Source organism: Silicimonas algicola (genome assembly GCF_003148765.1).
GTDB classification, from domain to species: Bacteria; Pseudomonadota; Alphaproteobacteria; order Rhodobacterales; family Rhodobacteraceae; genus Silicimonas; species Silicimonas algicola.
Map to the genome: position 1 here is coordinate 81040 of NZ_QGGV01000011.1, position 13682 is coordinate 94721.

Below are 13682 nucleotides of genomic sequence, written 5' to 3' on the forward strand. Positions count from 1 at the left end.
GGCGGCGGACGCAGAGTTGGACTTTTGCGACACTCTGCCTGCAAGTGCCAAAGTCGAAGGCTTCGAGCGACGGCTTGTCTGCGCCGATGTTGCGGCCTTCGAGCAGGTGATCGTCTACAACCGCTTCGGCTCCTACAATCCCTTCGGAATGTTGTTCGCCCTGCGCCGCGATCTGATCCCCGCCGACACGGTGCCTGTGCGGATCACTGCGGCGGATTGCGCAGAAGACACCGGAACCGACAGGGCGCTCTCGCCCCTCGACGCGGGAGCTGTCCGCTTGCGTGACTGCAAGCGGCCGCGCCCGCTGGTCCTGCGGGCGAACGAAGGCGACCTCCTCGCCCTTCAGGTCACGAACCTTCTGCGACCGGGGCAGCCGGGACATTCCGAAACCTTCTGCCGCGGGGCGCACCTTCAAGAGGGAAGTCTTGCAAAGAACGTCCGCGACGCCGTCAGCGCCGGGCCGGACGACCGGCTGGCGCATCACGAAGCGGCCTGCCTCGACGGAACGGCGGGTGCCGATCCGGAGGATGCGGCGCCGGGGTCCGCCGACTGGCCGGTCACGCGCGGCATGAGTTTCGCCATAGAGGGGCTGATCGCTGTCGCGCCGGACGGGCTCGATCCGACGAACCTCGCCGTCTGCCGGGGTCTCGCGGCGGTCGCGCCGGGCGAAGCTGTGACCTGCTACTACGAGATCGATCGGGTTGGGCCCTACTTCTTTTCGAGCAACGCCGCACCCGCGGGCGGGGAAGGCGATGGCGGGTCGATCACGCACGGTCTGTTCGGCGCGGTCGTCGTGGAAGAGCGCGGCAGCCGGTGGTTCCGCAGCCAGGTCTCGCAGGCGGCGTTCGACGCGGCCTGGACGCTGACGGAAAGCGATGCGTCCCTGCGCCGGGCGACGGGCGATCACCGCCGGACGGGCGAGGTGGATTACGACGCCGAGGTGGACGGCATCCCGGTCCTGTCGATGACCCGGCTCGCTGGCGGCGGAGCGCAGGAGATCGTTCACACCGATCTGAACGCCGTCGTCCACGAGCCGGATGCGAACCGCAGTTTCCGGGAATTCTCGGTCTTCTTCCATGACGAGCTGAAGACCTTCTACACGCAGGCTTTCGAGGAACTTGAGCGCTACGGGCAGCTTGCCGGGGTCCGCGACGGCTTTGCCATCAACTATGGGTCAAGCGGCATGGGGTCGATCCTGCTGGCCAACCGCAAGGGGATCGGACCGGCGACCGAGTGCGTCGAGTGCCTCTACGAGGAGTTCTTCCTGACGAGTTGGGCGAACGGCGATCCCGCCCTTCTGGAGCGCTATGCGGACGACCCGTCGAACGTGCATCATTCCTATCTGAACGACGAGATCCTCTTCCGCAACTTCCATGCCGGGCCGAAGGAGACGCACGTCTTTCACCTCCACGCGCACCAGTGGTTCGGCGGGAACGACGGGAACCGGGGCGCCTATCTCGACAGCCAGACGGTCGCGCCCCAGCAGGGGTTCACCTACAACATCTATTCCGGCGGCCTTGGGTACTATGACGAGGGGCCGGAGGACGACTGGTTGCAGAACGACGGCAGCGGCAACCGCAATCGCACCGTGGGCGATTCCATCTTCCACTGTCACCTCTACCCGCACTTCGCCCAAGGCATGTGGGAGCTCTGGCGGGTGCACGACGTCCTCGAGGACGGGACGCGTCTTCTTCCGGACGGCCAGCCCGAGGCAGGCCTTTCGGTCGAGGCGATGGTGGGCGACCCCCGCGTCGGTTCGGTCGATCCCGAGACGGGGCGCTGGATCGCCGACGCCGAGGGCACGCCGGTGCCTGCACTTGTGCCGCTTCCGACCCGTCCCCTTCCCGTGCTGCCGACCTATGCCGCGCCGGACGAGGAGCCCTACCTGACCGCCGAGTCGTCTGCGGCTTTCCCGGGGTATCCGTTCTTCGTTGGCGGCAAGCCGGGTCACCGTCCGCCGCAGGCACCGCTCGATCTCGCGGTCGCGACCCGCGACGTAGGCGATGTCACGAGCGGCGACATTTTGGACGGCGGCCTGTCGCGCCACGTCGTCGCCGGTGGCACGCGGCGCTTCGGGGTCGAGGATGCGGGCGATCCGCCACCAGCGAACGGCGCGCAGGCCTCGCAGCTCGTGGCGAAGATGCTGGCTCTGGGCGACATGTCGGCCGAGTTCGAGACGATCACGCTCGAGCCGCGCGCGCAGGACGGCACGCCGCTGGAGCGGGCCGCGATGGGCTTTCACTACGACGGCACCGTCTGGTCGACCGGCGAGACGATCGACGTGCGCGCCCCCGACGGGACGCCCGCGGCCTTCGATCCCGCAGGCGGCTACCGGACCGGCGCCGGGCTGTTCACGGTCAATGGATCCGCGCCGAAACCCGGCGCGCCCTTCGCCGATCCTTGCGGCGCACCTCCGGGGCTCGCGCGCGGCAGCGAGACCGACGATCCGTTCCTGCAGTGGCCGGGCGAGCCGTTCCGGACCGATCCAGCCGTGGGCGGCTTCCGCCGGTACGAGGCCTCGGCGGTCCAGCTCGACCTCGTCACGAACCGAGCCGGCTGGCACGATCCGCAGGCCCGCATCAACGTGCTGACGTCGACGTCGGACGACTACAAGACGAACAACTCCGGCCTCGCCGATCCCATCTCGCCTTTCGTATCGGCCCGGGAGGAACCGTTCTTCTTCCGCGCGTTCAGCTCGGAATGCATCGAGTTCCGGCATACGAACGAGCTGCCGAAGGAGCTGGAGCTTGACGATTTCCAGGTGAAGACGCCGACCGACACAATCGGGCAGCACATCCACCTCGTGAAGTTCGACGTCACCTCGTCCGACGGGTCGGGCAACGGGTTCAACTATGAAGACGGCACCTTCGCGCCCGATGAGGTCGCGGCGCGGATCTGCACCTCGGGACAGGACGACCCGAGGTGCGCCTTGCCGGAGTTCGCGGACCACAAGCTGTGGACGCTGAAGCGAAGCGATCATCCCGACTGGTTCCAGACGACGGTCCAGCGGTGGTTCGCCGATCCGATCCTGTCCAACCTCGGACCCGAGGATGCCGACGGCATGGGCGACAGGACGCTGCGCACGGTGTTCTCGCACGATCACTTCGGCCCGTCCTCGATCCAGCAGCACGGGTTCTACACCGCGCTCGTCATCGAGCCGCGCGACAACGACGTCTGCCGGCCGGGCTTCGTGTCTGCCGGAGCGCCGTCGGAGTGCCGCTCGTTCGCGGGCGATCTCGGCACGCTCGAGACGGACAACGACGTAATGGTGGGCGTGCATCGCGTCCTTCTGGCCGACGACGTGCCCGGCATGGGCGACGACTGGCCGGGGCCCGATCCGATTCATCCGGACGTTCGGGAATACGCGATTTCCATCGCCGACTTCGCGCTGCTCTATGATCCGCGCGACTACGACACCGACGCCGAGGCCGTGATCGACGACGCGAGTGCCGCCGGGATCGCCAAGCTCGCCTGCGAGGCGCGTCACTGGACCGAAGCGGAGGCCGTGGATGGCACTTGCGGCAGCGCTCTTGCGTCCGATGCCGAAGGACGGTTCGACGGCGCGGACCCGATCCCGGCGTGGAATGCGGCAGGACGTCCGGGCGATTCCGCCACGCACATCGCCGATCTTGCCGACATGATGGACGGGGCCGACGCCGACAAGCTTGCGTTCCATCTCGAGGACTACCGCTCCAGGGCCTCGCTTCGGGACGACGGGCGGCTGGCCAGCCCCGTCGCAGCGCCTGCGCGCCCCGAGTCGATCTCGGTCGACCACCACGACCCGTACCTCGTCAACTACCGGGGCGAGCCGATCCCGCTTCGGATCGGAACGAAGGAAAGCGGCAGCCACGACGACTGCGCGCTCGCGACGCTTCCCGTGCAGGGGCATGAGGCGGTCAACGACGACGCCACCTTCGTCCGCGACGTGGACGAGTGCAGCTATGCCGTCCAGCGCGGCGGCGAGGAAGGCGACATGGCAAACGTCTTCCTGTCCTCGCTTCATGGCGATCCGGCGACGCTGCCGATCGAGACCTATTCGGGTGAGACGACCTACATCCGCATGATCCAGGGCGCGCAGGAGGTGCAGCACACCTTCGGCATCGCAGGACACGCCTGGAAGCGGAACCTCGACCAGCCGTTTCCGCAGGCATCCCCCGTCATCGGCGCGCCGCCCGCGAGCGAGACGGCGAAACAGGCGTGCAACCGGCTTGAGGCGCTGCACAGGGGATACCCGGAGTTCTACCGCGCCTGGTTCGAGGGGCGGCTGCCCGACGACGGCATGGCGCCAGAAGCGCCGTCCGACGTGACGCTCTTCTTCGCTTCTCTGGACGAGGCCCTTGCGACGTGCATGAACGCCGAAGGCTATGTCGCGGCGCAGGAGATCGGGATCTCGGAGCATTTCGAGGTGTCGGGCACGTTCCGCCAGCTTCTCTCGACCAGCGGATTGAGCGGTGAAGGATTGGAGCTCTTGGGAAGTTGCTCAGTCGCGGAAGAGCGGACGGGCCGTTGCGTGAGACCGCGGGATGGCACCATTGAGCGCCAAAGCACCGACTACCTCTACGACTTCGGGACGCAGGACGCTTTGTGGAATGGTGCCTGGGGTCTTCTGCGTGTCTTCAGGAATGGAAACAGCCCCGACCTCACCACCTGCATGCGGAAGGACGAGGCTGAGTTCGACGAATGCGCCAAAGAAGTATTTTGGCGCCTTCGCGAGATCCGCGAGATGCGGCACTCCCGAGGCGCGCCGATGCTGTCCTTCGAGGAGGACGAAGCGCTGTTCCTCGAGTGTCCCGAGGATGCGCCGCGCTTGAACGCCGCAGTGGCCGCCATCGAGGCGCGGAAGGTCTACGGCGCGGACGGCATGACCTACGGACGCGACACCTTCGATCCGGACGGCCTGATGATGGTCGCTCTCGATCCCAATCTCGTAACGGAGGGCGCGTCACGCGCGGACATCGAAGCCGCAATCGCAGCGATGTACGCAGACCGGCCGGCGGAACCCTACGTGCTTCCCGTCCGGGCAGGCGACTGCGTGACGCTGGAGGTCGTGAACCTTCTCGAGCCAGCGGGTGACGAGGACGACGTTGTCGCCGTGTCAGGCGGTGGATACGAGACGGCGGCCGACGCTGTGACGGGTCTGCGCGACGGGCCGGGCGATGCCCTCATGCCGCCCATAACGCCGCTCAACACCGATCCGGCGGTCCATGTCGGCGAGGAGACCGCCTCGCCGATCTACGAACTCGACGCCGAAAGCACCGACCCGCGGAAGCACGACGTGACGCCCTCGGCGCGGCTGGCGATCCGCTTCCCGCTGCCGACGCTGTCGCACACGCAACGCATAGCCCTTCCCTTCGGCTGGAACGCGACGGGCGCGCTGCAGCCGGCGGGGGACACGGTGTCCTTCTCGGACGAGACCGACGAGACGGAAAGCGTCACCGGCTTTCTCCCCCGTGTCGCGAACGCCGAGCGGATCACCTTCTACGCAGGCAAGCTTTCGGCCGATCCGCGCGCGGTCCTCGGCGACGAGACCGCGAGCGAGATCGTCCACTGGATGCCCTACGCCTTCGGCCCCGTGCCGATCGAGCCGTTCGGGGACGTGATCGGCCACGGCGGCCACGGGCTGATCGGGTCGGTCCTTGTCCTGCCTCAGGATCACACCTTCGGCGATGGCTCGGAGTCCTGGCAACTGCCCGGCGCCTCCTACGACGTGATGCCCGCGCCCATTGCAGCCGGGCATGGGCTTGCGACGACGCAGGCGAAGGGTGCCGAGGGAGGATCTCGTCGCCATCGCTCGTTCGTCCTGTTCTTCCAGGATGGCCTCAACCTTCACGACAAGCGGAGCGGGATCGAATGGCGGTTCAGCGACGGGGTGGCCGTGGCGAGCAAGGCCACGCCGGACTGCATGATCTGCGACGACAGCTACGACAGGGGCGACCAGGGGGTCAGCTATCACAGCGCCCCGTTCCAAGCCCGTCTGCGCGACATCGGCACGCCCGCCGTGCCCGGGATGGCGCTGGAGGCCGACAGCGATCTGAACGCCGTGGCCTTCCCGTCGGACTTCTGGATGCTTCAGCCGGACGAGGAGGCGGCTGGCGCGGGCGGCTGGGGTCCCTCCAAGGTGGCGACCTCGATGCCCGTCCTGCGGGCCGAGGCGGGGGAGGAAGTCACGATGAACGTCCTCGAGCCGTCGGGGCGCGCGCGGCAGCACGCCTTCGTCACGATCTCGCAGGACTACGACGACCTGTTCCCCGGCTTCGGTTTCCCGCATTCGGCGCTGATCGCGCCCGGCAAGGCCATCGCCGCGCCGCTGACGCGGCCGGTGCAGGAGGGGTGCTATCTCTGGCACGACGGCCCGACGCACCTGCGGGCGGGCGGCATCTGGGGGCTGCTCGACGTGGTTCCGCAAGGCAGTCTGGCCGATGCGGGCGTGACGTCGTGCAGGCTCGAATGACATGCGCCTTGCCGGGACGATCTTCCCTGTCATCGCCGTCATCGCGGGACCTGCGTTCGCGGCCGACCTTGCCGCGCCCCTGACCGCGGAGGTCGTGCTCACGGATGTCGCCGGCGGGACGACCGACACGGTCTTGCCCGGCCAGCCCTTTGGGATCGACGTGACGCTGACGGATGCGGCCACGGGTGGCGCCTTGAAGGGCTTCGTGCTGGAAGGCTGGATCCGTCCGGTGTCCGAGACCGATGCGCCCTGCGTCGAGGCGGCTCGCGCCTTCCGTGCCACGCGCCGCATCCCGACGGGCGGGATCGATCTGAACGGGATCGTGCTGGCCGGGTTCAACGAAGACGGGAGTTTCGGTCTTGCCGACCCCCGTCTCGACCTCGCCACTGCCAACATGCTGGCGGCGGGGACGCTCAGCGCGACGCCGGACCTTGTCGTCGCCGACCGCGCCACCCAGAGGCTGATCGCCCATCTCCCCGGACAAGACGGGCTCGTCTCGGTCGGCCTGACCGGAGATGTCTCCGAAATCGCCTTGCCGGCGGTCGGCGGCACTCTCGCGGCGCTGCACGTCTCGGACGACGGGGTGATCTGGCTGGGAGGCACAGGCCCGGAAGGGCGAGGGGTGATGTTCCACGCTCCCGGCGGAGACGAAGGAACTCCGGTCCGCTTTGGGACAAGGGTCGGTGGAATGGCAGACGCGGGCGAAGGCGAAGTCTTCGCCTGGGCCGAGAATGGGTTCGCATTTCTCGATGCGTCCTCCGGGCGAGTGACCGCTTCAGGGATCCATGCGTCCGCATCGAATGCCGCCGGGATTGCCTTGCCGGACGGTCGTGGCGGTGTCGTGCGCCTTGTCGCCTCGCTGGCGCCGGGCGGAGCATCGGCGCACATCGTCTTCGCGGACACTCCGACGGACGGTGTCTCGGTAGAGCTTGCCGCGCCCGCTGACCGGATCGGCATTTCGCCCGAAACGGGAATGATCCTGGTCTGGAACGCGGACGGCGCGGTGTCCTTCATCGATCCCGCCACAACGGCGCTTGCGGGTGCCGTCGCCCTGAACCAGGGCATCGGCGACGCCGTTTTCGCAGGCGAGGCCGCGTTCCTTGCAACGGCGGACCAGTCGGGCGTGACCGTCATCGACCTCGGGACCGTGGCCGTGGGGCAGGCGCCGACGCTGCGTGAAGTCCGGCTTGCCCCGCGCGACGCCGAGGTGACGACCCGACCCGGAGCGCTTCTCGTGCCGCTTGCCCCGTCGCCGCAGGTGCTGGCGGTTCACGCGGCAAGCTACACCGGCTTCGTCATCGACGAGACGAGCAGCATGGGAGACGCGCCGCCGATGACCGCCGTCCGCCTGCGGGGCGGTCGCCCCTCCGCCGTCGCCGTCCTCGACCGGAGCTTTCGCGAAACCGCACCGGGCCGGTTCAATACCCGCGCCGTCGTGAACGAGGGTGGACCGCACGAACTGGTCCTGACGACAGGCATCGGCGGGATGTCACGATGCTTTCGCTTCGACGCGCAAGGCTCTGCAAAATCAGCATTTTCCATTCCTGTCCTGACCGTCGATCTTGGTGTGCCGTCGCTGTCCGCACGGGCCGGGCAGGTCCTGAACGTCCGCCTTCTGGACGAGAACGGAGCCTCCGTGGCGCTCACGGACCCTGTCCTCGAGATGACGCACATTCAATTCGGATGGCGGGCGACGCTTTCGGCGGACGGCCTCGACGCAGGCGGCGCAAGGTTCATCGTCGCCCCGCCGGTTCCGGGTCACTACGCGGTGACGCTCGCGGACGCGACGCTCAAGGGCGTCGAGATCAGGGCGACAACGATAGAGGCGAAGCAATGAGACAGCATCTTCTGATCGCCCTGGCGCTTTTCGCAGCCAGCGTCCCGGCGCAGGCACACGATCCGAACGCCGGTCACAAGATGCCGGTTGCCGGAAAATCCGAGACGGCGCCCGGCCTCGAGACCATCCACATCGCCGATGCGCGCGTCATCGACCAGAACGGCGCCGAGCGGCGCTTCGGCGAGGTCGTCGGGGACGGCCCGGTGGTGGTCACCTTCATCTACACGAGCTGCACGACAATCTGCCCGGTGGCGAACGGCATATTCCAGATCGTGCAGGAAGACCTCGACGCGGCGGGAGACGACCGCACCCGGCTCGTCTCGGTCAGCATCGACCCGGTCCGGGACTCGCCTGCGGCCCTGCACCGGACGGCCGATGCCTTCGAGGCGAAGGATCGCTGGACCTTCGTCACGGGAAGCGTGCCCGAGATCGCCGACGTTCTGCGGTCGTTCGGTCTATCCCTCGGCTCGGTCGAGGACCACGATCCCATGTTTCTTGTGGGATCCGGAAACGGCCGCTTCGTCCGCATCGCAGGCCTGCCGGCGCCTGAGACCCTTCTCGGCACGCTTGCGCGCGTTGAGGGCCGCTGAGATGCGGCTCGTGCTTCTGACAGCCCTGCTGTGCGCATCCCCGGCGGTCGCCGCTGACGATCATGCCGCAGCGCTGTTCTACGGCACGGGCGATGTGGGGGCGACGGTCCGGCTGGCGGGCGGAGAGGCTGAACTGTCGGCACGCCTGTTTCCCTGCGCCAACTGTCACGGTGCGGACGGCCAAGGCAGCGTCGAAGGCGCGCTGGTCGTGCCCCCGATCGCCGGACGCGGGCTTTCGGTCGACGACCTTGTGCGCGCGGCCGAGCATGGGATGGGGCCGGACGGAGAGGCATTGGACCCGGCGATGCCGCGCTATGCCTTCGCCGACGGCGGGATCGCCGAACTTGTTCGTTTTCTCGACGCCTTGCCGCACCGTGAGCGGGCAGGGGTCTCGGGCTCGACGGTGCGGATTGCCGTCGTGGGTGACCACGCGGAGACCTTCCTTCGCGGACTGAGTGCCTCGGTCGACGGGGAACGCGCCTGGGGGCGCAGCATCGTGGTCGACACGGGTGCGGGGGACGACGCATTCCTTGGCGCAGGCCTAGATGGCGGCGAGCAGCCCGGGCTTCCGATCCTGTCGCTTTCAGACGAGGCGCGGCTGTCGCCCGAAGCAGCGGGCCATGCGACCGGGCAGGCGCTCATCGCCGCCCTGCGCGCGACGGGCCGCAACCTGACGCGGAGCCGTGCGATCGCGGCGTTCCGGGAGATGGGCGGGAGGACGGTCAATTGAGCCTCCGCATCGCCCTCGCGTGGTTGGCTACCGCCGTCACCTGCTACGCTCAGGACTTGCCGACGCGCGACCTGCCGCAGTTCAACCGCGACCGCCTGTTCGAGGGGATCGAACCCGTCACGCCGGCGATCCGCGACGTCCTGCGTCCCGGAGTTCCCAGCATCGGTCTCGACAGGATCCGCCGCCTCGATGCCGAGAACCTTCTCCTGCGCGACCGCGCCGCGCTTCTTGCGGCACCGGATGCGCTTCGCCAGATCGAGGCGTTCCGACGCGCACCTACACGACAGTCGGACGAAGGCGTCGTCTCGGTGATCGAGTTCGGGCGGCGGTTCGATGCGGACGAAAAGGCGCGCCTCGCCGAGGCGGGGGTGACGCTCGAGGGCTTCGTCGGCGGCAGCACCTACGTCGTGCGGTTCGCTGGTGACGCGACGCTGCCGGTCCTGGCGTCGGGGCAGATCCGCGCTGGGGCGACGCTTCGGATCGAAGACAAGATCGGGCGCTCGCTCGTTCTCGCCCCCGCGCTCGCGCCTGACGCCGTGGGGAGACGGCGTGTCCTCCTCAGTGCCGCGACCGGAGGCCGCGACGCGGTGCAGCGAAGCCTCGAGGCTCTTGGCGCTACGGCCATCGAAGAGCCGACGCGGGGGACGTTCATCTTCGAGGTGCCGGACAACCGCCTCATTGACGTGGCGGGTCTGGCGGACGTTCTCAGCATCGACGCGGGGCCGCCGCCCTTCCTGCCGCTGACGAGCGTCGCGCGGCAGGTGGCGAACGTCGACGGGGCGCAGGGCTTCACCCTTGAAAGCGACCTGGCGGTTCTGGAGGGTGTCGCGGGCCGCTCTGTCCGCGTCGGGATCTTCGATACGCCTATCAATGCGGAGAACGGGGACTTCATGGCGCTTGAAGGCGATCAGGAGCGGTTCTTCCGCCGGGTAGGCCTTGCAACCAGTTGCGGCGGCGAGCCGGATGGCGTCCTTGCGCAGCGCCACGGGACGCTCGTGTCGGGCATCCTCCTCGGCAGCGGCCGGAATTCGGTCGTGAACTCGACGCTCGAGGGGGTCGACGGCACGCCCTTCGGGATGCGGGGCATCGCACCCGAGGCGGACATCGGCGTCTTCGAATACACGGACGAGGGCGAAGGCAGCCGGCGCCTCGCGCTGCTGACGAGCGCGCTGGTCGACTGCGGGGTCGCCGTCAGCAACCACTCCTATATCGAGACCCTGTACGGCTACGAAGGAGCGTCGAGGCTGATCGACGAGATGATCGCCGGGCGGGCGCGCGTGTCGGACGGCGAGACGGAAGGTGAGGTCATCCCGCCGCGTCCGCAGGTCTGGGCTGCCGGAAACAACGGGCTTCGCCCGAAGGACGGGCGCCGCGCCGCCTATGTCTCGGTCTTCACGCAGGCGAAGAACTCGATCAGCGTCGGCGCCTACGATACCGCGCACCAGACCGTCTGGCCGCATTCAAGCCTCGGCCCGACCTTCGACGGCCGGATCAAGCCCGACATCGTGGCTCCAGGCTGCCACGACTTCGAAGTCTCGACGTCCCAGGGCGGCATCCTCGGGCCGTCGCCGAATGCCGAGGGCTATGTGCGCGACTGCGGCTCGTCGATGGCCGCACCCGTCGTCACCGGGGCAATCGCGCTGATGCGGGAGGCCGCGGGCGACGTCGAGCCGCTTCCTTCGACCTACAAGGCGGCTCTCGTGGCGACGGCTCAGGACCTGGTGGCAGAGAGAGGGCGGCCCGATCTCGCAGCCATGCTCGACCCGGAGGATCTCGATGATCTGAAGAACATCGACATCCGCGAACCGACCTTCTACGGGCCCGGTCCCGATTTCGCCTCGGGCTTCGGACTGATCGACGTCTCCACCGCGGTCCGGGTGATGACGGACCTTGCGGGCATCGAGGAGGGGGCCTTCGATGTCGAAGGCGCCACGTCGGACATGTGCTTCGACGTATCCGAGGGCGCGGAGCGCTTGAAGGTCGCGCTGGCGTGGGACGATGCGCCCGCCAACGCGCCGGCGGACCTGGTGCTGGCGCTTCTGGTGAACGACCTCGACCTAACTCTCATCGCACCGGACGGCGCAACGCACCTGCCGTGGAAGCTGACGCCTCCTCCGCTGACGGGGTCAGACCAGCTTGCGGAACTGGCGCGGAACGAATTCGACGTCGAGGACATTCACATGGCCGAGCGTGGCCGGGACGTCCTCAACAATGTCGAGCTTGCCGAGGTGGAGGCACCAACGCCCGGGCTGTGGCGCGCCCGAGTGACGGCCTCGACCCTCGGCGACGGGCCGCAGACCTTCAGCGTCGCTGGCGACATCGTGAAGCGACCATGCCCGGATCCCGAGTAGGATGGCGATCATGTCGAGACTTGCAGCACTCCTGATCGTGGTCGCCTTCCCCGCCGTTGGGCAGGACCGGGCGTCCGTTCTCGTCACCGTCGATGCACCGCTCGACAAAGGCGCCGTCGCGCGCCTGTCGGAATCGGAGATCCTCATCGGCCAGTACGCCGGCGACGGAACCTACCTTGGGTCGATCCCGCTCGACGCCGATGCCTCTGCCCTGATGGAAGCGTCGGGCGTGCAGGCGATCGAACCGGTGTCGGTCGACTTCAAGACCCAGCTTCTGCCCGAGGGGGCCAAGTCGGGTCCGGCGACGATCACCGTCATGATAACGCCTGCCGTCGGCCAGGACGAGGCAAGCTTCGAGGCCGCACTTCGCGAGATGTCGCTCGACATCGTCGATGCGAACGAGGAGGACGGCTGGGTCGTTTCGGCCCCGGCGGAGGATATCGCGCGCCTCGCCGAGCGGCCCTTCGTGGAAAGTCTTCAACTGGTTGACGAAGCCCCGCTTCTCAAACGCTGAGGCGGATCGGCTGACGGCTCGCGTGGACCCCGCATGGCGTGCCCTCGGTTCCGCCAAGTCTTGCGGAACCGACGGTCACTTAGCACATAGGCTTTTCTATGCACCCTTGGCCGTTCATTCGGGCATGGTCTAAACTGGCGATCGACCCTAACCAAGGCTCGGATCAACAGCGAGCCTCAGCTTTGCCCCCGTCGGTACGAAACAAGAAAGAAATGACGTTGAACCAAAGCGCCAGACTGTCCGTCGCCCCCATGATGGACTGGACCGACCGCCACTGCCGGTATCTCCACCGGCTGATGTCGCGGCGCACGCTTCTTTATACCGAGATGGTCACCTCGCCCGCCCTCGTCCGGGGCGGAGCGCGGCACCTCCTGCGTTTCGATCGCTCGGAACACCCCGTAGCGCTTCAACTCGGCGGCTCCGACCCCGCCGAACTGGCCGAGGCGGCTCGCATGGGGGCTGACGAGGGATACGACGAGATCAACCTGAACGTCGGGTGCCCCTCGGACCGCGTGCAGTCCGGCACCTTCGGGGCGGTCCTGATGAAGACGCCGGGCCTCGTCGCGGACTGTGCGCGCGCGATGGCGGCGGCGGTCGAGGTTCCCGTGACCGTCAAATGCCGGATCGGCGTCGACGATCAGGACCCGGCCACGGTCCTGCCCGACTTCCTGTCCCGGATGCGCGACGCCGGTGTCCGCCGGATCGCGATCCATGCGCGGAAGGCCTGGCTCCAGGGTCTGTCGCCGAAGGAGAACCGGGACATCCCGCCGCTCGACCACGATCTCGTCTTCAGGATGAAAGAGCGCTTTCCCGACCTCCACCTGTCGATCAACGGGGGGATCGAAAGCCTCGAGCAGGCGAAGGGTTTCCTCGACCGGGGGATCGACGGCGTGATGATCGGCCGTGCCGCCTATCATGCGCCCTGGGACATCCTCGGCACCGCCGATGGCGAGATCTGGGGCGAGGCGCCGCCCTTCTCCGATGCGTCCCAGGTCGTCGTCGCGATGCTGCCGCACATCGAGGAACATCTGGCCAGCGGCGGACGGCTGAACGCGGTCACCCGCCACATGATGGGTCTCTTCGCGGGCCGTCCCGGCGCGCGGGCGTGGCGGCGCCTTTTGTCCGAAGAAGCGCACCGCGACGGGGCCGGCACCGAGGTCGTCGAAAGGGCGCTCGATACCGTCGGCGCAAGGATGGCCGCCGAATGAT

The 13682-nt window shown here is 68.0% G+C and carries 7 protein-coding genes; all 7 read left to right on the forward strand.

Features of this window, described 5'->3' with window-relative positions; genetic code table 11:
- The first annotated feature begins 16 nt into the window (after window positions 1-16).
- The 7 genes from C8D95_RS18795 to dusA all read left to right on the forward strand — a co-directional run bounded on the left by C8D95_RS18795 (window position 17) and on the right by dusA (window position 13681).
- Complete coding sequence (locus tag C8D95_RS18795; RefSeq protein WP_109760743.1) at window positions 17-6451, forward strand: cupredoxin domain-containing protein; 6435 nt, start codon at window positions 17-19, stop codon at window positions 6449-6451.
- 1 nt (window position 6452) lies between these two features.
- Window positions 6453-8288 (forward strand): hypothetical protein, encoded by a 1836-nt coding sequence (locus C8D95_RS22125; protein ID WP_164721706.1) that lies wholly within the window; start codon window positions 6453-6455, stop codon window positions 8286-8288.
- The gene (locus tag C8D95_RS22130) at window positions 8285-8878 is read left to right on the forward strand and encodes an SCO family protein (protein ID WP_164721705.1); all 594 of its coding nucleotides are present in this window, start codon (window positions 8285-8287) and stop codon (window positions 8876-8878) included. The genes C8D95_RS22125 and C8D95_RS22130 overlap by 4 nt, the downstream gene beginning before the upstream one ends.
- Before the next feature lies 1 nt (window position 8879).
- Complete coding sequence (locus tag C8D95_RS22135) at window positions 8880-9608, forward strand: c-type cytochrome (protein ID WP_164721704.1); 729 nt, start codon at window positions 8880-8882, stop codon at window positions 9606-9608.
- A complete protein-coding gene (locus C8D95_RS18805) occupies window positions 9605-11959 on the forward strand; it encodes a S8 family serine peptidase (protein ID WP_164721703.1) in 2355 nt (784 codons plus the stop codon). Before C8D95_RS22135 ends, C8D95_RS18805 begins: the two co-directional genes overlap by 4 nt.
- A 10-nt stretch (window positions 11960-11969) precedes the next feature.
- Window positions 11970-12473 (forward strand): hypothetical protein, encoded by a 504-nt coding sequence (locus C8D95_RS18810; RefSeq protein WP_126918582.1) that lies wholly within the window; start codon window positions 11970-11972, stop codon window positions 12471-12473.
- Window positions 12474-12685: 212 nt separating this feature from the next.
- The gene (gene dusA / locus C8D95_RS18815) at window positions 12686-13681 is read left to right on the forward strand and encodes a tRNA dihydrouridine(20/20a) synthase DusA (RefSeq protein WP_241239678.1); all 996 of its coding nucleotides are present in this window, start codon (window positions 12686-12688) and stop codon (window positions 13679-13681) included.
- The last annotated feature ends 1 nt before the right edge of the window (window position 13682 follow it).